This window comes from Rhizobium sp. SL86 (genome assembly GCF_026672545.1).
Taxonomy (GTDB): domain Bacteria; phylum Pseudomonadota; class Alphaproteobacteria; order Rhizobiales; family Rhizobiaceae; genus Neorhizobium.
This window is the reverse complement of sequence record NZ_JAPPRJ010000009.1, coordinates 839,281-860,144: the sequence shown is the minus strand read 5'-3', so window position 1 is coordinate 860,144 and position 20,864 is coordinate 839,281. Positions and strand designations below refer to the sequence as shown.

24 protein-coding genes are annotated in these 20,864 nt (G+C 62.7%); 13 read left to right on the top strand and 11 right to left on the bottom strand.

The window, feature by feature from the left end; translation table 11 throughout:
• Position 1 precedes the first annotated feature (1 nt).
• The gene (locus OU993_RS27170; protein WP_268162555.1) at positions 2–787 is read right to left on the bottom strand and encodes a TSUP family transporter; all 786 of its coding nucleotides are present in this window, start codon (positions 785–787) and stop codon (positions 2–4) included.
• A gap of 181 nt (positions 788–968) precedes the next feature.
• Here OU993_RS27170 and OU993_RS27165 point away from each other — a divergent pair, with 181 nt between their 5' ends.
• The 7 genes from OU993_RS27165 to OU993_RS27135 all read left to right on the top strand — a co-directional run bounded on the left by OU993_RS27165 (position 969) and on the right by OU993_RS27135 (position 7,414).
• The gene (locus OU993_RS27165) at positions 969–1,928 is read left to right on the top strand and encodes a nucleoside hydrolase (RefSeq protein ID WP_268162208.1); all 960 of its coding nucleotides are present in this window, start codon (positions 969–971) and stop codon (positions 1,926–1,928) included.
• A gap of 135 nt (positions 1,929–2,063) precedes the next feature.
• Positions 2,064–2,342, top strand: a complete 279-nt coding sequence (locus tag OU993_RS27160; protein WP_046797252.1) for an acyl carrier protein — start codon at positions 2,064–2,066, stop codon at positions 2,340–2,342.
• Positions 2,343–2,363: 21 nt separating this feature from the next.
• Positions 2,364–2,837 (top strand): 3-hydroxyacyl-ACP dehydratase FabZ family protein, encoded by a 474-nt coding sequence (locus tag OU993_RS27155; protein WP_268162202.1) that lies wholly within the window; start codon positions 2,364–2,366, stop codon positions 2,835–2,837.
• A 36-nt stretch (positions 2,838–2,873) separates the two neighbouring features.
• Positions 2,874–4,079 (top strand): beta-ketoacyl-ACP synthase, encoded by a 1,206-nt coding sequence (locus OU993_RS27150; RefSeq protein WP_268162201.1) that lies wholly within the window; start codon positions 2,874–2,876, stop codon positions 4,077–4,079.
• Positions 4,080–4,089: 10 nt separating this feature from the next.
• Complete coding sequence (locus OU993_RS27145; protein ID WP_268162200.1) at positions 4,090–5,379, top strand: beta-ketoacyl-ACP synthase; 1,290 nt, start codon at positions 4,090–4,092, stop codon at positions 5,377–5,379.
• Between the two features lie 66 nt (positions 5,380–5,445).
• On the top strand, positions 5,446–6,474 hold the full coding sequence (locus tag OU993_RS27140) for a zinc-binding dehydrogenase (RefSeq protein ID WP_268162199.1): 1,029 nt from the start codon (positions 5,446–5,448) through the stop codon (positions 6,472–6,474).
• Between the two features lie 4 nt (positions 6,475–6,478).
• On the top strand, positions 6,479–7,414 hold the full coding sequence (locus OU993_RS27135; RefSeq protein ID WP_268162198.1) for a lipid A biosynthesis lauroyl acyltransferase: 936 nt from the start codon (positions 6,479–6,481) through the stop codon (positions 7,412–7,414).
• Between the two features lie 230 nt (positions 7,415–7,644).
• Here OU993_RS27135 and OU993_RS27130 read toward each other — a convergent pair whose 3' ends face one another.
• A complete protein-coding gene (locus tag OU993_RS27130; RefSeq protein WP_268162197.1) occupies positions 7,645–8,067 on the bottom strand; it encodes an SRPBCC family protein in 423 nt (140 codons plus the stop codon).
• A 216-nt stretch (positions 8,068–8,283) separates the two neighbouring features.
• Here OU993_RS27130 and gndA point away from each other — a divergent pair, with 216 nt between their 5' ends.
• The 3 genes from gndA (at position 8,284) to OU993_RS27115 (ending at position 11,427) form a co-directional block, all read left to right on the top strand.
• Positions 8,284–9,714 (top strand): NADP-dependent phosphogluconate dehydrogenase, encoded by a 1,431-nt coding sequence (gene gndA, locus OU993_RS27125; RefSeq protein ID WP_268162196.1) that lies wholly within the window; start codon positions 8,284–8,286, stop codon positions 9,712–9,714.
• Between the two features lie 132 nt (positions 9,715–9,846).
• Complete coding sequence (mgrA, locus tag OU993_RS27120) at positions 9,847–10,890, top strand: L-glyceraldehyde 3-phosphate reductase (protein WP_268162195.1); 1,044 nt, start codon at positions 9,847–9,849, stop codon at positions 10,888–10,890.
• 201 nt (positions 10,891–11,091) lie between these two features.
• Entirely contained in the window at positions 11,092–11,427 is a 336-nt protein-coding gene (locus OU993_RS27115) for an RcnB family protein (protein WP_268162194.1), read from the top strand.
• A gap of 55 nt (positions 11,428–11,482) precedes the next feature.
• Here the strand turns inward: OU993_RS27115 and zigA are convergent, their stop codons facing one another.
• Positions 11,483–12,688, bottom strand: coding sequence for a zinc metallochaperone GTPase ZigA (gene zigA, locus OU993_RS27110; RefSeq protein WP_268162193.1), 1,206 nt, complete (start codon positions 12,686–12,688; stop codon positions 11,483–11,485).
• An 89-nt stretch (positions 12,689–12,777) separates the two neighbouring features.
• A complete protein-coding gene (znuA, locus tag OU993_RS27105; RefSeq protein WP_268162192.1) occupies positions 12,778–13,851 on the bottom strand; it encodes a zinc ABC transporter substrate-binding protein ZnuA in 1,074 nt (357 codons plus the stop codon).
• Positions 13,852–13,951: 100 nt separating this feature from the next.
• Between znuA and OU993_RS27100 the strand changes: the two genes are divergently transcribed.
• From OU993_RS27100 to OU993_RS27090, 3 genes are read left to right on the top strand one after another with little or no spacing between them, the layout of a single operon-like run.
• Entirely contained in the window at positions 13,952–14,866 is a 915-nt protein-coding gene (locus OU993_RS27100; RefSeq protein ID WP_268162191.1) for an ATP-binding cassette domain-containing protein, read from the top strand.
• A complete protein-coding gene (locus OU993_RS27095; protein WP_268162190.1) occupies positions 14,859–15,686 on the top strand; it encodes a metal ABC transporter permease in 828 nt (275 codons plus the stop codon). The genes OU993_RS27100 and OU993_RS27095 overlap by 8 nt, the downstream gene beginning before the upstream one ends.
• Positions 15,683–16,084: a Fur family transcriptional regulator gene (locus OU993_RS27090; protein WP_268162189.1), complete on the top strand. Its 402-nt coding sequence runs from the start codon at positions 15,683–15,685 to the stop codon at positions 16,082–16,084. Before OU993_RS27095 ends, OU993_RS27090 begins: the two co-directional genes overlap by 4 nt.
• A gap of 25 nt (positions 16,085–16,109) precedes the next feature.
• Here OU993_RS27090 and OU993_RS27085 read toward each other — a convergent pair whose 3' ends face one another.
• The 7 genes from OU993_RS27085 to OU993_RS27055 form a co-directional block, all read right to left on the bottom strand.
• Complete coding sequence (locus OU993_RS27085; protein WP_268162188.1) at positions 16,110–17,315, bottom strand: GGDEF domain-containing protein; 1,206 nt, start codon at positions 17,313–17,315, stop codon at positions 16,110–16,112.
• Between the two features lie 102 nt (positions 17,316–17,417).
• On the bottom strand, positions 17,418–17,945 hold the full coding sequence (locus OU993_RS27080; RefSeq protein ID WP_268162187.1) for a gamma carbonic anhydrase family protein: 528 nt from the start codon (positions 17,943–17,945) through the stop codon (positions 17,418–17,420).
• A 25-nt stretch (positions 17,946–17,970) separates the two neighbouring features.
• Entirely contained in the window at positions 17,971–18,657 is a 687-nt protein-coding gene (locus OU993_RS27075) for a fumarylacetoacetate hydrolase family protein (RefSeq protein WP_268162553.1), read from the bottom strand.
• A gap of 180 nt (positions 18,658–18,837) precedes the next feature.
• Positions 18,838–19,473, bottom strand: a complete 636-nt coding sequence (locus OU993_RS27070; RefSeq protein WP_268162186.1) for an outer membrane protein — start codon at positions 19,471–19,473, stop codon at positions 18,838–18,840.
• Between the two features lie 41 nt (positions 19,474–19,514).
• Positions 19,515–20,162, bottom strand: coding sequence for an SH3 domain-containing protein (locus tag OU993_RS27065; protein WP_268162185.1), 648 nt, complete (start codon positions 20,160–20,162; stop codon positions 19,515–19,517).
• Between the two features lie 9 nt (positions 20,163–20,171).
• Positions 20,172–20,426 carry a hypothetical protein gene (locus OU993_RS27060; RefSeq protein WP_268162184.1) on the bottom strand — a complete coding sequence of 85 codons (255 nt, stop codon included), beginning with the start codon at positions 20,424–20,426 and terminating at the stop codon, positions 20,172–20,174.
• Positions 20,427–20,446: 20 nt separating this feature from the next.
• A complete protein-coding gene (locus OU993_RS27055) occupies positions 20,447–20,752 on the bottom strand; it encodes a hypothetical protein (protein ID WP_268162183.1) in 306 nt (101 codons plus the stop codon).
• Positions 20,753–20,864 lie beyond the last annotated feature (112 nt).

The following is a 20,864-nucleotide window of genomic DNA, read 5'->3' as shown; positions in this document are numbered from 1 at the left end:
ATCAGATCCCCAGCCAGATGCGGATCGGATGCGCCGGGTCCGACAGGAGTTTCGTCGCCATCGCGATGCAGGAGATCACCAGGAGCGGCTTGATGATCTTCGCGCCGCCGCGCATGGCAAGCCTGGACCCGATCTGCGCCCCGATCAGCTGACCGACGCCCATCATCAGGCCGAGCTTCCAGAAGATCGCGCCGTTGACGGCAAACACACACAGCGAACCGAGGTTGGAGCCGAGGTTCAGGAGTTTTGTGTGGGCGGTTGCCTTCAGCAGGCCAAACCCCGCCAGAAGCACGAAACTCAGCATATAAAAGGAGCCGGCGCCGGGGCCGAAAATGCCGTCATAAAGTGCCACCGCCGGCACGGCGAAGGCGGCAAACAGGCCGGTCGTCAGGCGTCTTGTGCGGTCCTCGTCGGAGAGGTTCGGCTTCAGGGCAAAAAAGAGCGCGATGCCGACGAGCAGGAAGGGAATGGCGGCGCCGAGAAAACGGCCCGGCACGTGCGAGGCGATCAGTGCACCGACACCACCGCCGACAAAGGCGATCAGCGCCATCGGCACCTGTTCCCTGAGGTTCACATGCCCACGTCTGGCATAGGCGATCGTGGCCGACGCTGCGCCAAACGGACCCTGGACCTTGTTGGTCGCGAGCGATTCGAGTGGCGGGATGCCGGCGAGCAGCAAGGCCGGGATGGTGATCAATCCGCCACCGCCGGCAATCGAATCGATGAAACCGGCGAGGATGGCAACGAGGAACAGAAGCATCAGGATCTGAGGGGCAAGGTCTTGCACGGGAAGGCTCTGGCTGGCGAGGAAGGAGTGGCAATGAGGGGCCGGCCCTTCTGGCACCGCGTATCCTCGCTGGCAAGCCGTCCTTCAGGGACATCCGGCATGGTCCGCCAAAGCACGCTCTTGCGTCTTGGCCGCGCGGCGTTATGGTGCGCCGCTTTCCATACCCTGCAGGACACTTCTGATGCACAAGGTCATATTCGACACCGATCCCGGCATTGACGATGCCATGGCGCTGCTTTTCCTGCACAAGCACCCGGAAATCGATCTCATCGGTGTCACCACCGTCTTCGGCAATGCGCCGATCGACATCACCACCCGCAATGCGCTCTATCTTGGCGAGGCATGGAATATTGCGGCGCCCGTCGCCCGCGGCGCCGACCAGACCTTTGATCCGGCGCGCGGCGGCAGCTATTGGCCGACCGCCATTCACGGTCACAACGGCATCGGTGACGTGCCGGTGCCGGACACGATTGCGCGTGAGCCGGATCCGCGTCCGGCCTACCAGTTCATTATCGACACGGTGCGCGCCCATCCGGGCGAGGTGACGCTGATTGCCGTTGGCCGCATGACCAATCTGGCGCTCGTTCTGAAACACGATCCGGATGTCGCGGCCCTCGTCAAGCAGGTCATCATCATGGGCGGTGCCTTTGATTTGAACGGCAATGTCTCGCCGGCGGCGGAGGCGAATATCCATGGCGATCCGGAAGCCGCTGACGTGGTGTTTACCGCGCCGTGGCGCGTCGTGGTCGTCGGCCTCGACGTCACGATGCAGACCGTCATGACCAGCGGCTATCTTGCCGAGATGGTGGCGACGGGCGCGCCGGAGATCCCACTGCTCTCCGACATCTCGCAGCTCTACATCGATTTCTACAAGTCGCGGGTCGGCGACGGCATGGTGGTGCATGACAGCTGCGCCTGCGTTTATCTCGTCCGCCCGGACCTGTTTCAGACGCGCAGCGGCCCGATCCGTGTCGTTTGCGGCGGCATTGCCGATGGCCAGACGATCCAGAAGCCGGACGGCAAGACATTCCCGCCCGGTCCCTGGGACGGACATCCGAGCCAGCTGATCACCACCGGTGTCGATCCGGACGGGGTTTTGTCCGTCATCCGCGCCGCCCTGGTGGAAGGCCGGGCTCTCTAAGCGCTTTTCGCTTCCGATTGCCGTTGGGCAACAGTAAAGGTGCAAAATTCCGCCCCCGGCTTCGCAGGCCATTGGCATCGAAGCCGGTTTTCCCTATGTGGAACATCAAACGATCAGAATTCAGAGGATAACAGCGTGACCGCTACCTTCGACAAAGTCGCCGACATCATCGCGGAAACCAGCGAGATCGATCGCGAGACCATCACCCCGGAAAGCCACACGATCGACGATCTGGGCATCGACAGCCTGGACTTCCTCGACATCGTGTTTGCGATCGACAAGGAATTCGGCATCAAGATCCCGCTCGAGCAGTGGACGCAGGAAGTCAACGAAGGCAAGGTTTCGACCGAGGAATACTTCGTTCTGAAAAACCTCTGCGCCAAGATCGACGAGCTGAGGGCAGCCAAGGCCTGATCGGCCGGCTGACGAAGCCTGATGCTTCTTGAATATTTTCAGATGATCGACCGCGTGGAAGCGGTTGATCTTCAGGCCCGGACACTTTCGGCGCGTTCCGTCGTGCCCTCCAAAAGCCCCGTCTTCGAAGGCCATTTCCCCGGCATGCCCCTGGTGCCCGGCGTTCTCCTTATCGAGACCATGGCCCAGGCGAGCGGTTTTCTGGTGCTGGCTGCGACGAATTTCGCCGCCATGCCGTTCCTGATGTCCGTCGACGGCGCCAAGATGCGCACCTTCGTCGAGCCCGATGCGGTGCTCGACATCGAGGCGTTTCTGGAGCATGAGGGATCGGGTTATGCGGTAACGAAGGCGAAGATCTCGTCGGCGGGCAAAAAGGTCTGCGATGCGCAGTTGAAGCTCCGGACCATGCCCTTCGATCAGGTCCCGCTTGCCGATATCGTTCGCAAGCGTGCCGGCGAAGTCGGCCTTTTGGATGCACTTGCCGCCCGCGCCTGATCGGCCAACGGGACGGGTGAGAAGGATGATCTCGAAATGAGCAGTTCAGACAAGGATGTCGTGATCACCGGGGTTGGCATCGTGACGTGCCAGGGCGTTGGCAAGGAGCCGCATGTCGCGCTTCTGACCGGTTCGGCACCGGCCCGCCCGCCGGTGGAGACGGATCGCTTCAAACCCTATCCCGTGCACCCCATGCCGGACATCGACTGGTCGCAGCAGATCGCCAAGCGTGGTGATCAGCGCCAGATGGAAAACTGGCAGCGTCTCGGCGTGTTTGCTGCAGGCCTCGCGCTCGATGATGCGGGCCTGAAGGACAATGCGGAAGCTTGTGGCACGATGGACATGATCGTCGCGGCCGGCGGCGGTGAGCGCGACATCAAGGTCGATTCTTTGATCGTCGACGAGGCGCTGAAGCGTAACGACCGCGAAATGCTGCTGAACGAGAAGCTGACGACGGAGCTGCGTCCGACGCTGTTCCTGGCGCAGCTGTCCAACCTGCTTGCCGGCAATATTTCCATCGTCCACAAGGTCACCGGTTCCTCGCGTACCTTCATGGGCGAAGAGGCGGCGGGTATTTCCGCCGTCGAAACCGCCTATCATCGCATCAAGGCCGGCCAGTCCACCCATTCGCTGGTGGGCGGGGCTTTTGTTGCTGAACGTGCCGATATCATCCTGCTGGTCGAGGGCATCCGTGCCCATGCGACCGGTGACTGGCATCCGCTCTGGTCGCGCGCCATCGAAAACGGCGGTGGCATGATTATGGGCTCTGTCGGTGCTTTTCTCGTTATGGAAAGCCGCACCCATGCGGAAGCCCGCGGCGCGCATATCTATGCGGTCATGGACAGCATCGAGGGTGATCGCGGCAGCCGCGACGACCGGGGCCTCGAAAAGCGTCTCGGCCGGATGAGCACGCTCGCCGCCGATGCCACTCCGGGCGATCTCGTCGTGTTCTCCGGTTCGAGCGGTGTTGTCGATCTGGCAGCCCGCGAACGGGCGGCGCTGGAAGCGGAATTCCCCGGTGCGGCGATCCGTGGTTATGGCGGCATGACCGGGCATGCCATGGAAGCGCAGTTCCCGCTGGGGCTGGCGCTGGCCGCCCTTTCTCTCGACCAGGGCACTGGGGTGCCGGTGTTCGATGCGGATCACGAAAAGCCGATGAGCGGCGGTGCGACCCATGCCGTGGTAACCACTGTCGGTTACCTGCGCGGCGAAGGGCTTGCAGTGCTCTCGAAGAACGGCTGAGGACGACATCATGAGCAATGCTGCTTTTAAAGACCATCTTGGCCGTCCCATCATCGCCATCACCGGCATGGGCGTCATCACCTCGCTCGGTCAGGGGCTTGCCGACAACTGGGCGGCGCTGACCTCCGGCACCTCGGGCATCCACAAGATCACCCGTTTCCCGACCGAAGGGTTGTCGACCCGCATCTGCGGCACGGTGGATTTCATCGACGTGCCGCATCCGAATTCGGTCGAGCGTTCCTTTGCCATGGCGCGGGAAACCACGACGGAGGCCTTGGCGCAGGCGGGGCTTTCCGGCGATTTCGCCGGTCCGCTGTTTCTGGCCGCACCGCCGGTCGAGCCGGAATGGAGCGCCCGTTTCGAGCTTGCCGACCGCGCGCCGCCGCCGCAGGCCGAAGCCGATGCCTATGACCGGTTTCTTGCGGCCATGCGCGAGCGCCCCGATCCGGTGTTCCTGGAAGCCGTGCAGTTCGGCTCGATCTCGGAGCGTCTTTCCGACCATTTCGGCACGCGCGGCCTGCCGGTAACGCTGTCGACCGCCTGTGCGTCCGGCGCGACCGCCATCCAGCTCGGTGTCGAAGCGATCCGCCAGGGCCGCACCGACCGGGCGCTGACTGTTGCGACCGACGGGTCCGTCAGCGCGGAGGCGCTCATCCGCTTCTCGCTGCTGTCGGCACTCTCCACCCAGAACGATCCGCCCGAAAAGGCTTCGAAACCCTTCAGCAAGGATCGCGACGGTTTCGTGATTGCCGAAGGGGCGGCGACGCTCGTGCTGGAATCGTTGGAATCGGCGGTTGCCCGCGGCGCCAAGGTGCTCGGCATCCTGAAAGGCTGCGGCGAAAAGGCCGACCATTTCCACCGCACGCGCTCCTCGCCGGACGGTGGTCCCGCGATCGCGACGATCCGTGCCGCGCTCGAAGATGCCGGCATGGACGAAAGCGGCATCGGCTACATCAATGCTCACGGCACCTCGACGCCGGAAAACGACAAGATGGAATATGGCGCGATGCTGGCCGTTTTCGGCGACCGGCTGAAGGATGCCATTCCATGCTCGTCCAACAAGTCGATGATCGGCCATACGCTGACGGCGGCTGGTGCGGTCGAAGCGGTGTTCTCGATCCAGACCATGCTGACGGGCACGCTGCCGCCGACGATCAACCACGTCAATCCGGATCCGGCGATCGTTCTCGATGTCGTGCCGAACAAGAAGCGGGATCAGCAGGTGACGGCAGTTCTGTCGAACTCCTTCGGTTTCGGCGGGCAGAATGCCAGCCTTGTCATGACGGCGGAGCCGGCCTAAAAGCCGTCCCCATTCGGCTATCATGCCCAAACACTCTTTGACGCCTCCGGGCGAAGGGAAAGACTTATGCGCGCCTTGCAACTGATCGATGACCGCCGTCTTGAAGCGACCGACATTCCGGAACCGGAAGCGCCGGCACCGGGCGAGGTGACGCTCCGGGTCAAGGCGGTTGCGCTCAACCACATCGATGTCTGGGGCTGGCGTGGCATGGCCTTTGCCAAGCGCAAGATGCCGCTGACGATCGGCGCGGAAGCCTCCGGCGTGGTGGAAGCGATCGGCCCCGGCGTGTCGAACGTTCTGCCCGGCCAGCTCGTTTCCGTCTACGGTGCCCGCACCTGCGGCCTCTGCAAGCCCTGTCGCGAGGGCCGTGACAACCTGTGCGAACACGTGGCCGGTGTCCACGGTTTCCACCTCGACGGTTTTGCCCAGGAAAAGATCAATATCCCGGCCCGCCAGCTTGTTCCGGCCCCGCCCGGCATCGATGCGGTCGCAGCCGCTTTGGCCCCCGTGACCTTCGGTACCGTCGAGCACATGCTGTTCGACAATGCCAAGCTCGAACCCGGCGAGACGATCCTCGTGCATGCCGGCGGCTCCGGCATCGGCACGGCGGCGATCCAGCTCGCCAAGAAGATGGGCTGCACCGTGATCACGACCGTGGGCTCGGACGACAAGATCGAAAAGGCCAAGGCACTCGGCGCCGATCACGTCATCAACTACCGCACCGACCGTTTCGAGGGCGTGGTGCGCAAGCTGACCAAGAAGAAGGGCGTCGACGTCGTCTTCGAACATGTCGGCAAGGATACCTGGGCGGGTTCGATGCTCTGCCTGAAGCGCGGCGGCCGCCTCGTCACCTGCGGCTCCACGTCGGGCGTGTCGACCGAAATCAACCTGATGATGCTGTTCCAGCAGCAGCTGAAGCTGCTCGGCTCCTTCGGCTGCCGCATGGAAAACATGGCGAACGCCATGCAGAAGATGGCGCGCGGCATCGTGCATCCGGTCATCGATACGGAAGTCACCTTCGGCGAGATCGACAAGGCGCTGGAGCGTATGGAAGGCCGCCAGATCTTTGGCAAGATCGTGTTGAGGATGGACTGATCCGTTGAAGATGCTGATCACGCGGATCGTTTTGGCTTTGCGCCACTTCCAGCAATGGCTGGTGGCGCAGGCGGCGTTCGGTTTCCTCAACCTGTTGAAGATCCTGCCTGCCGATCCGGCGATCCGTTTTGCCGACTGGCTGGTGCGCAAGATCGGCCCGCTGACCAACCGCCACCGGCTGATGCTCGTCAACCTCGCCAATGCCTATCCGGAGAAATCCGAGGCCGAACGTGAGGCGATTGCGCTCGCGTCCTGGGGCCACATGGGCCGGCTTGCGGCGGAATATGTCTTTCTCGATCAGCTGTTCGACTTCGACCCGGAATCCACCGAACCCGGCCGTATCGAGGTGGACGGCATTCCGATCTTCCTCGATCTGCGCGACAATCCGCGGCCTTTCATCGTCTTTACCGCCCATACCGGCAATTTCGAACTGTTGCCGGTGGCCGGCAATGCGTTTGGCCTGACGGTGACGGTGATGTTCCGCCCGCCGAACAATCCCTATATTGCGGAAAAGGTGTTTTCCTTCCGTGCGGCGCGCATGGGCAAGCTCGTTCCCTCGCATGCCGGCTCCTCCTTCGCGCTGGCGCGCCAGCTGGAAGCGGGCAGGGGGATCGGGGTGCTCGTTGACCAGAAGTTCCAGAAGGGGCTTTCGACGGATTTCTTCGGCCATCCGGTGCAGACCAATCCGCTGCTCGCCAAGCTCGTGCGGCAGTTCGATTGCGAGGTCTACCCGGCCCGCTGCATCCGCCTGCCGAACAATCGCTATAGGCTGGAGATCGAACCGAAGATCGACATTCCGCGCAACGACAAGGGCGCAGTCGATGTTCAGGCGACGGGCCAGCTTCTCAACGACAAGGTGGAAAGCTGGGTGCGCGAACATCCCGAACAGTGGCTCTGGTATCACGACCGCTGGAACATCAAACACAGCCTGAAGGGCTGACGAGATACCCAGACCCCTCCCCACAAGGGGGAGGGGCTTATCGTGCCGCGCCCGCCGTTCCTCGATGCACCTGACCCTTTGTGTTCTTCGCAGAGATTGAAGCGGGGCGTTACCTCACGCAGTCTCCCCCCTTGTGGGGGAGATGGCGGCAGCCAGAGGGAGCTTCCTCCCATACGCTTTAGCCCGCTGCCAGGCGGGGAGCGGGCGGCGTCGCGCTTCGCGGAGTCGCCTCAATCCTCCGCGGCAGCACCTTCCTCCTCCAGGATCGCCTTCAGGCAAGCGAGGTCCTTGGCGACGTGGGCGACGTCCTGTTGAAACTGTTCGATCGTCTGCTCCGGCAGGCGGGTGACGAGAAAGATCGCTTCGGCGCCATCGCCGTTCGGCACGATGCGGAAGGCGTTGTGCACCTTGAGGCCGGAGGGCATGTGCACGACATGGTCGATCACGCCAAAGTCATTGGCCGGTGAAAAATGGACGCGCACCTGGCCGATCGGCCCGCCATCCGCCAGCCAGTCTTCGCCGTCGCGGGTCAGGCCACTGCCGAGGCCGGAGGCCCATCGGGCCATGTTTTCGGGCTTGCCGGCAAAGGCATAGACGGCGCGCCAGTCCCGGTTGATCGATAGATGCACGGCTTTCGCCTCCATCGGCGGCATGGGTTTTCCTCCTTATATGTTCATGTAATGTTCTTTATGGATCAGATTGCCGGAAAGGCAAGGGGCGTGACCGCGTACGGTTGCCGCGCCTGTCCGTCGTCTGATGCATGGCGGTTATGCTGGCGGCAAATTTAAACCGTTTCGATCGGCTCTGACCTTGCCGTTCGTCAGTTTGAGTGCCAAAACAGCCACGCAACTGTATTGGAGGCATCCCCCGTGGAACAGGCAGAAATCGGCCTTATCGGCCTTGGCGTTATGGGTTCCAACCTGGCTCTCAACATCGCGGAAAAAGGCAACAAGATTGCCGTCTTCAACCGCAGCCCCGAGGCGACACGAAAATTCTTTGCCGAGGCCGGCAGCCTGCAGGGCCAGATCATTCCCTGCGAGACGCTTGAGGAATTCACCGCCGCCATCCGCCCGCCGCGGCCGATCATCATCATGATCAAGGCCGGTGATCCGGTGGACCAGCAGATGGAACTGCTGAAGCCGTATCTGTCCGCCGGCGACATCATGATCGATGCCGGCAATGCCAATTTCCGCGACACGATGCGCCGTTTCGAGGCGCTGAAGGACAGCCCGCTCACCTTCATCGGCATGGGTGTCTCCGGTGGCGAAGAGGGTGCCCGCCATGGTCCGTCGATCATGGTCGGCGGCACGGAAGAAAGCTGGAAGCGCGTCGAGAAGGTTTTGACCTCCATCTCCGCCAAGTTCAACGGCGACCCCTGCGTCGCCTGGCTCGGCAATGACGGCGCCGGCCATTTCGTCAAGACGATCCACAACGGCATCGAATATGCCGACATGCAGATGATCGCCGAAATTTATGGTATCCTGCGCGACGGGCTGAAACTGTCGGCCGCCGAGATTTCCCAGGTCTTCGGTCGCTGGAACGAGGGCCGCCTCAACTCCTACCTGATCGAGATCACCGAAAAGGTGCTCGCCGCCACCGATCCCGTCACCGGCGAGCCGATGGTGGATGTCATTCTCGACGCCGCCGGCCAGAAGGGCACCGGCAAGTGGTCGGTCATCGAGGCGCAGAATCTGGGCGTTGCCGCAACCGGTATCGAGGCTGCTGTCGCCGGCCGCATTCTCTCCTCGCAGAAGGCGGAACGCATCGAAGCCGAGAAGATCCTCGGCCTGCCGGATACGGTCGCCTTCCCGGCCACCGATGGCGTTTCCTTCCTGCATGATCTCGAAAACGCGCTGCTCGCTGCCAAGATTGGCGCTTATGCGCAGGGCTTCGCGGTCATGGCGGCAGCCTCCAAGGAATATGGCTGGAACCTGCCGATGCCGACGATCGCAAAGATCTGGCGCGCCGGTTGCATCATCCGTTCGCAGTTCCTCGACGAGATCACCTCGGCCTTCACCAAGGAGCCGGATGTGGCCAATCTCATCGTGACGCCGGCCTTCGCGCAGCTGGTCAAGGACACCGACGCGTCGCTGCGTCGTGTCGTATCAACCGCCGTCATGGCCGGGCTTCCGGTTCCGGCGCTTGCTTCGGCGCTGGCCTATTTCGACAGCTATCGCCGCGCGCGCGGCACAGCAAACCTCATCCAGGCGCAGCGCGATTTCTTCGGCGCGCACGGGTTTGACCGCGTCGATGGCGTCGACAAACATCATGGCCCCTGGGGCAGCGGCCTCAACGCCTGATCACGATCGCGCGCGGCAGGACCTTTTGTTGCCTGCCGCGCCCTTCGCCGCGCGCCCTCATGATCTGCGCGCGGCTTTCCGTTCCCGTCCGGAACGAAAACCACCCAAGCATAATGATGGAGGAGACACACCATGGCCTGGACGCCTTCCGAAGACCGTTATTCGCGCATGACCTACAACCGCTGCGGTCGCTCCGGTTTGAAGCTGCCGGCGCTGTCGCTCGGCCTGTGGCACAATTTTGGCGATGACACGCCGCACCAGCGCAAGCGCGACATCTGCCGCACCGCCTTTGACCTCGGCATCACGCATTTTGACCTTGCCAACAATTACGGTCCGCTGCCGGGCAGCGCGGAAACGGCCTTCGGCGAGATCCTGAGGACCGATTTCGCCGGTTACCGCGACGAGCTGATCATCTCGTCCAAGGCAGGCTACAACATGTGGCCGGGTCCCTACGGCGAATGGGGCAGCCGCAAGTACCTGATCGCGTCGTGCGACCAGAGCCTGAAGCGCATAGGTCTCGATTACGTCGACATCTTCTATTCGCACCGTTTCGACCCGGATACGCCGCTGGAAGAGACCTGCGGTGCGCTCGATCACATCGTCCGCTCCGGCCGCGCGCTTTATGTCGGCATTTCCTCCTACAATTCGAAGCGCACACGGGAAGCGGCGGCGATCCTGAAGGACCTCGGCACGCCCTGCCTCATCCACCAGCCGAGCTATTCGATCATCAACCGCTGGGTGGAAGAGGATGGCCTGCTCGATACGCTGGACGATCTCGGCATCGGCTCGATCGTCTTTTCGCCGCTCGCCCAGGGCATGCTGACGTCGAAATATCTCGGCGGCATTCCGGAGGATAGCCGTGCGGCGCAGGGCAAGTCGCTGCGTCCGGCCTTCCTCAACGAGCGCAACGTGGAAAACCTGCGCGGCCTCAACGCGATCGCCGAAAAGCGCGGCCAGACGCTGGCGCAGATGGCGATTGCCTGGGTGCTGCGTGGTGGCCGGGTGACTTCGGCGCTGATCGGTGCCAGCCGGCCGGAACAGGTGGTCGATTGCGTCAAGGCGCTGGACAAGCCCGATTTCACCGATGCGGAACTCGCCGAAATCGCCGTCTTTGCCAAGGATGCCGACATCAATCTCTGGGCGGCATCGGCCGAGCGCGAAGGTCCCTCGCGCTGAGGACACGCAGCGTTTTCACTCTTCAGGTAAGCCCGGCCTAGTGCCGGGCTTTTCCGTCTCACGTAACGGCAGGATCTTTCCGAGTTGAGGCAGGATCCTTGAATAAGGCCATTGTTTTATTGCTAATTTTTAATGTGCGGTTCATCTGACATTCAGTCAGAAAATCGCAAGGTCAGGGTGTCAAACACGAGGAGACACCCGATGAAAACGATCCTTTCCATTCTGACCGCCGCCACCATTCTGGCCGCACCCATGGCCCAGGCGCAGGATTATCGCGGACACGACCGTGGCCGTCATGCGCCGGTCGAGCGTAAGGTGATCATCGAAAAGAAGAAGGTCGTCGTGCATCGCGGGCATTGGAAAAAGGGCCAGAGGCTCAGCCGTGCCGAACGCGCCCGTTATGCGGAAATCCGCGATTATCGCCGTTACCGCCTGTCGGCGCCGCCGCGCGGTTACCACTGGGTGCGCGCCGATAACGAGTTCCTGCTGATCGGCGCCGCGAGCGGCCTGATTGCTGGCATCATCGCCGGCCGTTGAGGCCATCCGACTGCAAACAACGGGCCGCCGGATCGCTCCGGCGGCCGTCTCTGTCTCAGGCAGCCTGCCGGCTCCAGCTGGCGAAGGGATCGGGCAAATCCCTCCAGCGATCCGGATGAAAGCGGCTGTCTGGCAGGAGACAGATGTCGAGCTGGTTGCGGATCCAGTGTTCGTCCATCGGGTTTGCACCGATAAAGACGATTTCCTGACGCCGGTCGCCCCAGACGGGATCGAGATATCGGGCGAGCCCGTCGCGGAAACCCTGGTCCTGCGGCCACTGTTCGCGTGGCACTGCATCCCACCACAGGCCGAGTTTCTGCGTGCGGATGAGCGCGCCGGCCTGGGAAATCTCGCCGACGTGGTAGGGGCGTGTCGCCAGCCAGAAGAAACCCTTGGCACGGATGACGCCCGGCCAGGGTTGGTTGATGAAGGCGTGCAGCCTTGCCGGATCGAAGGGTCGGCGGGCCCGGTAAACGAAGGAGCGGATGCCATATTCTTCCGTTTCCGGCACATGCTCCTTGAAACCGTGCAACTCCTTGAACCACAGCGGATGCGTTTCGGCCTTGGCGAAATCGAAGAGCCCGGTGCCCAGGAGATCGCCGGAGGCGACCTGACCGAAATCGGTCTCGATGATCCGCGCATCCGGGTTGAGGCCAGCCACGATCGCTCGCGCGGCGGCGCGTTCGTCCGGCGTTGCGGTCGAGACCTTGTTGATGATCACCACATCGGCGAACTCGATCTGTTCCACCAAGAGATCGACGAGCGTCCGGTTGTCGCCGTCGCCGGCAGTCTCGCCGCGATCGGCCAGGAAGTCGGAAGACCCGTAGTCCTTCAACAGGTTGGCCGCATCCACCACCGTCACCATGGTGTCGAGCCTGGCGACATCGGACAGGCTGTCGCCGTTTTCGTCGCGGAACTCGAAGGTGGCGGCGACCGGCAGAGGTTCGGCAATGCCGGTGGATTCGATCAGCAGGTAATCGAACCGCTTCTGCTCGGCGAGCTGACGCACCTCCTTCAGGAGGTCGTCGCGCAATGTGCAACAGATGCAGCCATTGGTCATTTCGACGAGCTGTTCCTGTGTGCGCGACAGTTCGGCCCCACCGTCGCGCACCAGGGCCGCGTCGATGTTGACCTCGCTCATGTCGTTGACGATCACGGCGACACGCAGGCCGTCTCGGTTGGTCAGGATGTGGTTGAGGAGGGTGGTCTTGCCGGCGCCGAGGAAGCCGGACAGGACCGTCACGGGAAGCCGCTGATCCATGGGAGAAAATCCTAATTGTTATAACATTACATAATGTGATCCAGAAAAAGGCGGATGTCGACCGCCTTTTCCAAGAGCCTGCATGGTTCTCAGCTGTCGCGGCCGAGGCATTCCGAGAGCGACGCGGCGATGCCGGTCATCAGCTGGAAGTACAGATCCGGCCCGGCCTTCAGCGTGGCACCTTCGGGATCGAGCACGCCGGACTTGGCCTTCGTTCCTTCAGTCACGACATTGATGAGCTTCGGCGTGAACTGCGGTTCGGCAAACACGCAGGTGGCGCCAAGATCGGTGATCTTTGCCTGGATTTCCTTCAGCCGCTCGGCACCGGGGGCGGTTTCCGGGCTGACGGTGATGGAGCCTGCGACCTTTACGCCGTAATGATGCTCGAAATACTGGTAGGCGTCGTGGAAAACGACGAAGGGTTTGTCCTTCACCGGTGCGACGGTTCTGGCAATATCGTCGTTCATCGCATCGATGCGCTTCAGAAGTGCCACGGTGTTCTTCGTGTAGATGGCAACATTGGCCGGATCGGCTGCGACGAGCTTGGCCTCGATCGCCTTTGCCATGGCCTTGGCATTTTCCGGATCGAGCCACAGATGGGCGTCGAAACCTTCGTGTTCATGCGCATGGCCGGCATGACCATGGTCATCGTGATCGGCATGGGCTGCCTGTTCCGCCGGCTTTTCCGCCCCATGGTCGTGGCCGTGATCGTGTCCGGCATGCGCAGCGTCGGCATGGTTCTCGGCGCCATGGTCATCATGGTCTTCGTCACCATCGTCATGGGCTTCGAAGGGGCCGCCCTCGCGGAATGGCAGCTTTTCGATACCGGCCACGTCGCCGAGCGCCACGACGGTGGCCTTGCCGGCCAGCGCATCGAGCGGCTTGTCCAGGAAGGCCTCCAGGTTCGGGCCGATCCAGAACACCACGTCGGCACCTTCGATGGTGCGGGCATTCGACGGCTTCATCGAGAAGGTGTGCGGCGAGGCCGCACCATCGACGATCAACTTCGGTTCGCCGACGCCCTGCATCACGGAGGCGACCAGCGAATGGATCGGTTTGATCGACACCACGACATCCGGCGCTGCCGCGGCGTTGGTCGCTGCCATGGTTCCAGCAGCGAAAAAGGCGGCCGATGCGAAAAGGGCGGTTGCGGTTCGCGTCATGCGTTCGCTCCTTGAATGGTCGTGTTATGTTATTACATAGATTGCGTTACGCTATAACGCGTGTCATAGCAAGAGGGCAATGCCGCCTGAGGTTTTATGAATGTTGATGCATGTTGAACCGCGCGAGGGGCTGCTGGTCTCGCTGAGCCAAGCCGGGGTCGTCCGGCAGGGACGCTGGCTCGTGCGCGGGGTGGACCTCGCGATTGCCAGGGGCGAAATCGTCACCCTGATCGGTCCGAACGGCGCTGGCAAATCCACGACGGCCAAGATGGCGATCGGCGTTCTGGCCGCAGACGAGGGCAAGGTGCAGCGTGCCGACCGGCTCGTTATCGGTTACGTGCCGCAGAAGCTTGCGATTGACCGCACCATGCCGCTTTCCGTCGAGCGCCTGATGCATCTGACGGGCCGGCTCTCCCGTACCAAGCTCGAAGCCTCGCTGGAGGCTGCCGGCGTGCTGCATCTGCGCAACGCCGAAGTCCAGCATCTCTCGGGCGGAGAATTCCAGCGGGTGCTGCTCGCGCGGGCCATCGCCCGCGATCCGGATCTCCTCGTGCTGGATGAACCGGTGCAGGGTGTCGATTTTGCCGGCGAAAGCGCGCTCTACCAGCTGATCGGCGATATCCGCGACCGCACGGGCTGCGGCGTGCTGATGATCAGCCATGACCTGCACATGGTGATGGCGCGCACCGATACGGTGATCTGCCTGAACGGCCATGTTTGTTGCCGCGGCACGCCGGCAGCCGTCAGCCAGAGCCAGGATTACCAGCGCCTGTTCGGTCAGGCGCCGGCCGGCCTTGCTTTTTACGATCACCGTCATGACCATACGCATCTGCCGGATGGCCGCGTGCTGCATTCGGATGGCAGCGTGACCGATCACTGCCATCCCGGCGACGGGCATCATCACGACCATGGCCATTCGCATCCCGAGGACGCGCATGATCATGATCACCACCATGACCATGCACATCATCACGAAGCGGGGCATCATCACCGCGAGGACGGCCGTCATGCTTGACGATTTCTTCGTGCGCGCGCTGATTGCCGGTGTCGGCTTGGCTTTGACCACCGGTCCGCTCGGTTGCCTCGTCGTGTGGCGGCGGATGGCCTATTTCGGCGATACCATGGCGCATTCGGCGCTGCTTGGTGTTGCCCTGTCCTTGTTCTTCGAGATCAACCTGCTCGTCAGCGTGTTCGCCGTAGCGGTCGGGGTCTCCCTGCTGCTTCTCCTGCTGCAGAAGCGCCAGGCGCTGTCGGCGGATTCGCTGCTCGGCATCCTCTCCCATTCGACGCTGGCGATCGGCCTCGTCCTTGTGGCCTTCATGTCGTGGGTGCGGATAGATCTCATCGCTTTCCTGTTCGGCGATATCCTTGCCGTCACGACGCAGGATATCCTGCTGATCTGGGGCGGCGGCGCCTTGGTGCTCACCTGCCTTGCCTTCCTCTGGCGTTCGTTGATCGCGTCCACTGTCAGCCACGAACTGGCCGAGGCGGAGGGGTTGAGGCCGGAGCGTGCCCGGTTGATCTTCATGCTTCTGATGGCGCTGGTGATTGCGATCGCCATGAAGATCGTCGGCATCATGCTGATCACCGCGCTCCTCATCATTCCGGCGGCGAGCGCCCGACGTTTTTCCGCCAGTCCGGAGATGATGGCGGTGCTGTCGTCCGTCATCGGCGCGCTGGCTGTCGTCGGTGGCCTCTTTGGGTCACTCTACGGCGACACGCCGTCCGGCCCGTCCATCGTCGTCGCCGCCCTTGTCCTTTTTGTCGCGAGCCTGCTTCCCTCCGCCGGCCGGACACTTGCAGGCCGCCAAGCCCTCCCGGGAGACCGCCCATGAACACCCCGAACTTGACCAAGAACCAGGCTCTGGTGCTCGACGTCCTGTCGCGTTCGGAGCAGCCTATGAGCGCCTATACCATCCTCGACAAACTGCGCGACAATGGATTTCGCGCGCCGTTGCAGGTTTATCGGGCGCTGGAGAAACTTCTGGATTTCGGCCTCGTGCATCGGCTGGAAAGTCTCAATTCCTTCGTTGCCTGCTCGCACAAGCATGAATCCTGCTGCCAGCACCACGGCACCGTCGCCTTTGCCATCTGCGAAAAATGCGGTCAGGTGAGCGAATTCCATGACCATGCCATTGATGACCGTCTGCGTGGCTGGGCGCAGCAGAAGGGCTTCAAGGCGGAAAAGACGACGATCGAACTGCGCGGTCTCTGCAGCGCCTGCATGGGCTGATCTCTGTTGCGGAGGGGCGGTTGCCTCAGGCGGCGGTCGCGGTGATGATGGTACAGTTGCGGCCGCGGTCCTTGGCCTCGTAAAGGGCCTTGTCGGCGGCTGCCATGATCGCTTGCGCCGCGGGGCAGCGCATGATCGCAAGTCCGATACTCACGGTGACCGGCGCCAGCCCCTCCGGCCAGCAGACCGCCAGAGCGGAGTGAATGCGCTCTGCCACCTTGCGAGCGCCTTCTTCGGTCGTTTCCCGCAACAGGACTGCAAATTCCTCCCCGCCGATGCGGGCCGGCAGGTCGCGCTCGCGACGCACCTGCTGGGCAATCGTCGTCGCCACCTGCTTCAGGCAGGCATCGCCGGCCAGATGGCCGTGCGTGTCGTTGTAGCGTTTGAAATGATCCACATCGACGAGCAGTAGGCCAAGCGTCGCGCGGCCGTCGCATGCGGTGCTGCAGGCGGTTTCAAACTGCTTGTCGAACAGGCGTCGATTGGCGATCCCCGTCAGCGGATCGGTCAACGACATTGCGGTGAGTTCCTGGTTTGCCCGTTGCATGTCGCCGGTCCGGATCTGCTCCCTCAGGATCATCAGGTAGAGATGGCGCATCGTGCACTCCAGGCGAAAGTTGGCGAGGAGTGTCACGACAGCCGTGACGGCTACAAAGAGGATCGCCAAGGCATCTTGCGGCGAAGGGCCTTCCAGTCGCGACGACAAAAAGCCCGCCGTAACCAGCATGACGGCAATCGAGACGCAGATGGCGACCGTCGTGCGCAGATGAAAGACAATGTTCGTGACAATGATCAGGATCGCGACGCTGAAGGCGATGTAACCGGGTGGCACGCCGCGCATGGCAACCAGAATGTTGACGCCGAAGCTGATCCAGATGAGGCTTGCACCGGCGATCCAGTCCCTGAGGGCAACGGCTGAGACCCTGCTGCTCAACCAGACGAGAAACAGGCAGGGAAGGGTGGCAAATACGCAGCGCAGCAACAGGAACTCCCAGAGGAGGTCCGGCCGCGCGGCGTAATCCATGAAGATTCCCAGATTGAAGATGATCAGGCAGGCAATGGCTGCCCGCATCGCCTGACGCGATTTCACCGACGCGGCATATCTTTGGTAGGCCGTCTCCAGAGGCTGCGGGAACCGGTGGAGGCTGGTGCGGCCTGACGCCAGAATCTGATCCACCTGCGGCGCGAGTTCATGTGCGGAGGCAGAGGAGTCCTGATGCAAATCGGTCATGAATACATCTACCCGTCCGGACAGAGCGGCAGCGAAAGCGCAGTGAATCGTATCGAAAAAGTATGAATGATCACTTATTGGGAGTGGTCTACAGCCAATGCGTCAGATCTCCTGCAGACTGCAAGCAAAACGTTGCCAATTCTTGACATAATTTTCCGCAGACAGGCGCAATTTTGCGACACCGGCCTCGTCAATCGTCCGGATGGCCTTGGCCGGTGCCCCGACGATCAGCGAATTGTCGGGAAACTCCTTGCCTTCGGTCACCAGCGCATTGGCGCCGACGAGGCAGTTTCTGCCGATCCGGGCACCGTTCAGCACAGTCGCGCCCATGCCGATCAGCGAATTGTCGCCGATGCTGCAGCCATGGATGATGGCGCCATGACCGATGGTGCAGCCTTCGCCGATCGTCACCGGAAAACCCCAGTCCGTATGGATCACGGTGTTTTCCTGGATGTTGGTCCGGGCGCCCAGCGTGATCCACTCGTTATCGCCGCGGATCGTCACGCCGAACCAGATGCCGACATCCTCGCCGATCTCGACCTTGCCGATCACATGGGCGCCGGGGGCGACCCAGAAACGATTAGGCTCCGGTGTCTTCGGGGCCTGGTCTTCGAGTGCATAGAGCGGCATTATCGTCTCCTCCCGTTTTTTGTTTTCAGATGACCTCGACCTCAAGCTCCGCGACGCCCTCGACGGCGCACAGGATTCGGTCGCAGCGCAGGATCGGCCCGACACCCGCCGGCGTTCCGGTCATGATGATGTCACCGGCGGACAGGGTAAAGAGCTTCGAAAGTTCAACGACGATTTCCGGCAGTTTCCAGATCATCTGGGCGAGATCACCCGATTGTTTGCGCTTGCCGTTGACATCCAGCCAGATCGCACCCTGCTGCGGATGGCCGATTTTCTCCGCCGGCACCAGCGGCGAGACCGGGGCGGAGGCTTCGAAGGCCTTGGCAGCCTCCCAGGAGCGGCCGGCCTTCTTCAAGCCGTCCTGCAGGTCGCGGCGGGTGAAATCGATGCCGACACCATACCCCCAGACACAATTGAGCGCGTCGTCCACGGCAATGTCGTTGCCGCCGGCCTTCAGCGCCATCACCAGCTCGACCTCGAAATGCACATTGGACGAAAGCGGCGGATAGGGAAAAAGGCCGTCCGTCACCAGGTTCTGCGGGTTCTTCTGGAAAAAGAAAGGCGGTTCGCGCGAAGGATCATGCCCCATCTCGATCGCATGGTCGGCATAGTTGCGGCCGACGCAATAGACCCGGCGCACCGGGAAGACAGCGTCCGAACCGGCAACGGGCAGAAGCACGGGCGCGGGCAGGGGAATGACGGTGACGGGCAGGGTGGCCAAAGGAATCTCCCTCGGAATGATGATCTGTCGTTCATCCCTGTCCTAACGGAGGTCCGTTGATTTGTCTTGCCTTTCCTGACGGCGTGCCGTGAACGCGGCTTTTATCTCGCCCGGCGCCGAAGACCGGTATGGCACCGATCTTGTCTTGTGTGTTTGGCGGAAGGCCTCGCGTCAGAAACGACGCTTGAGGCCGAGATTGATCGACTGGGCGCGGTAGCTGCTGTCCACCGCCACCCCGGCCGAGTTGACGGTTGCGTGCTCACCCGTCCAGACATGGCGGTAGTCGGCAAAGGCATCCCATTTGTCGTCGATCTTCAGCGACACACCGGCGATCGCCTGGCCGGCGATCGTCGTATAGTCGTCATGCACCGTATCGCCGGCGACGCGCTGCACCAGCCCGTGGCTGACATGGGCAACGCCGATGCCCGCGCCGAGATAGGGTGTGAAGCGGCTTTGTGTGTCGATGTCGTAGATGATGTTGGCAAAGGCGGTATCGGCGCGTGTCTCGCCGCCATCCGCATCGGTGATCGAGGTGTCGATGTTGGAGATATCGTTCTGCCGGATGCCAAGTTCCAGTTCGGCGCGCAGACCCTGTCCGAAGGCGTAGCCGGCAAAACCGGACAGGCCGTAACCGAGATCGTATTCGGCTTCATCGGTGCCTCCGGCATGGGAGAAATCGGTTCGGGCGCCGGTCAGGGCTCCGGATGCGCCAAGATAAAATCCGGCGTCGCCTGCCTCGGCCGCTGCCGTTCCGGTGAGCAGGACAAGGACGGCGAGGAGGGGCGGACGATTGAGCAAAAATGCCATGGAACGGGTATCTCCAATCACGGGTGTCTTGAAACACGGGGTCAACGCTGGATGATGCGGGTATGGCTGTTGCCACGCGGGCCGGTGCGGCTGAGCGAACAGCTCTGGTCCGGCCGGCTGCAGGTCCGTTCGCGGACGGCCTGTCGGCCAGCCGGACCAGTCACCACACGCTCTCCGGTGCAGGCGCCGTGGTCACACCGGATCGTGCGGTCGACGGTGGTTCCCGGCGGCGGCAGAGGGTGCAGGGGCGGGCGGTAGGGCGGTGGATAGACAGGTCTGTAGGGCCAGGGCGCGTACCAGGGGTAACGCAGGTAATGGCGTTCCCAGTAGGCCCGGTCGTAGTTCACCACGACAATCCCAAGACGCGGCGCCACGGCAGGTGTCACGATCACCGGGGCACTGCGGTAGATGACCTGCACATAAGCGGCAGAAACCCAGCCGCGATGGATGCCGTAGGCGATGTCGCACCAGCTGTAGCTCGCATTGCAGCCATGAAGCGAAATCGCGTTGCCCGCCGGCACCACAGTGACGACCGGATAGGTGGTGGAGGGGCCGGCCCGCAGGTTGACGGTGGTGACGGCAATCGCGGCGGTGGCAGCCTTCGCGGCAGTGGCGGACAGTGCCGCCAGCACCGCCGCCGCAACGATCAGGGCGCGTTTCGGTATCTGGTTCAATACGTGTTTCAACATGGCAGCCTCCTATCGCGGCATCAGATCGGAGAGGGCTGCACCGCAGGGCGGCGAGAGCTTCTCGCGGTTGTCGCGCAGGCAGGCGGCAATACGGCCTTCGCCGGGTTCGACGCGGGCGCACAGCGTCCTGATATCGGTGCGGCAATCCCGTGCGACCGTCTGTGCCTTGGCGCGCATGGCGGGGGTTACCTGCATCTGGGCAGAGGCCACGTTCGAAAGGCTGCCGGCCAGCAGGAGGGAAAACAGGAGATGGGGCGTCGTCATGATCAGGCTCTGCCGTCTTGTCAGTAACGCGCAATGCTGCCGGAACGACTGACGGCGCCACCATTGGGGCCCGTCGTGGTGCGGCTGCCGGTGCAGCGACCATCCGCACAGCTCACCGCACCGCTGCGGGAGGTGGTGGCGCCCTGCGGCCCCGTGCGGGTGATGGAGCGCGAGCAGGTGCCGCCGGCGCAGCTGCCTTGCGCGTGGACATTCGCACTGCCGTAGGGACCGGAGACGGTGCCCTGGCGGCTGAAGGCATTAGCCGGGCTGGTGGCGGCGAGCAGCAGAAGTGCGCTGAACACACTGGCGGAAACTGTCTTGAACATGGGCTCATTCCTTGCGTCTCGGGTTCCTGCGCCAGAGCCGGCGGAACCGGGGCAGAACCGGCCACGGCAGTTCCGGCGCAGGGCAAAGAATGAGGCCCGCATGTCGTTTGCC

What these genes read in the sequence shown, in the direction of transcription:
- OU993_RS27070 (WP_268162186.1), bottom strand. Translation starts at nt 19,473, where the DNA reads ATGGCATTTTTGCTCAATCGTCCGCCCCTCCTCGCCGTCCTTGTCCTG.
- OU993_RS27155 (WP_268162202.1), top strand. Translation starts at nt 2,364, where the DNA reads ATGCTTCTTGAATATTTTCAGATGATCGACCGCGTGGAAGCGGTTGAT.
- OU993_RS27080 (WP_268162187.1), bottom strand. Translation starts at nt 17,945, where the DNA reads ATGCCGCTCTATGCACTCGAAGACCAGGCCCCGAAGACACCGGAGCCT.
- OU993_RS27055 (WP_268162183.1), bottom strand. Translation starts at nt 20,752, where the DNA reads ATGTTCAAGACAGTTTCCGCCAGTGTGTTCAGCGCACTTCTGCTGCTC.
- OU993_RS27100 (WP_268162191.1), top strand. Translation starts at nt 13,952, where the DNA reads ATGTTGATGCATGTTGAACCGCGCGAGGGGCTGCTGGTCTCGCTGAGC.
- OU993_RS27165 (WP_268162208.1), top strand. Translation starts at nt 969, where the DNA reads ATGCACAAGGTCATATTCGACACCGATCCCGGCATTGACGATGCCATG.
- OU993_RS27065 (WP_268162185.1), bottom strand. Translation starts at nt 20,162, where the DNA reads ATGTTGAAACACGTATTGAACCAGATACCGAAACGCGCCCTGATCGTT.
- znuA (WP_268162192.1), bottom strand. Translation starts at nt 13,851, where the DNA reads ATGACGCGAACCGCAACCGCCCTTTTCGCATCGGCCGCCTTTTTCGCT.
- mgrA (WP_268162195.1), top strand. Translation starts at nt 9,847, where the DNA reads ATGGCCTGGACGCCTTCCGAAGACCGTTATTCGCGCATGACCTACAAC.
- OU993_RS27060 (WP_268162184.1), bottom strand. Translation starts at nt 20,426, where the DNA reads ATGACGACGCCCCATCTCCTGTTTTCCCTCCTGCTGGCCGGCAGCCTT.
- OU993_RS27145 (WP_268162200.1), top strand. Translation starts at nt 4,090, where the DNA reads ATGAGCAATGCTGCTTTTAAAGACCATCTTGGCCGTCCCATCATCGCC.
- zigA (WP_268162193.1), bottom strand. Translation starts at nt 12,688, where the DNA reads ATGGATCAGCGGCTTCCCGTGACGGTCCTGTCCGGCTTCCTCGGCGCC.
- OU993_RS27140 (WP_268162199.1), top strand. Translation starts at nt 5,446, where the DNA reads ATGCGCGCCTTGCAACTGATCGATGACCGCCGTCTTGAAGCGACCGAC.
- OU993_RS27150 (WP_268162201.1), top strand. Translation starts at nt 2,874, where the DNA reads ATGAGCAGTTCAGACAAGGATGTCGTGATCACCGGGGTTGGCATCGTG.
- OU993_RS27130 (WP_268162197.1), bottom strand. Translation starts at nt 8,067, where the DNA reads ATGCCGCCGATGGAGGCGAAAGCCGTGCATCTATCGATCAACCGGGAC.
- OU993_RS27115 (WP_268162194.1), top strand. Translation starts at nt 11,092, where the DNA reads ATGAAAACGATCCTTTCCATTCTGACCGCCGCCACCATTCTGGCCGCA.
- OU993_RS27095 (WP_268162190.1), top strand. Translation starts at nt 14,859, where the DNA reads ATGCTTGACGATTTCTTCGTGCGCGCGCTGATTGCCGGTGTCGGCTTG.
- OU993_RS27090 (WP_268162189.1), top strand. Translation starts at nt 15,683, where the DNA reads ATGAACACCCCGAACTTGACCAAGAACCAGGCTCTGGTGCTCGACGTC.
- OU993_RS27085 (WP_268162188.1), bottom strand. Translation starts at nt 17,315, where the DNA reads ATGACCGATTTGCATCAGGACTCCTCTGCCTCCGCACATGAACTCGCG.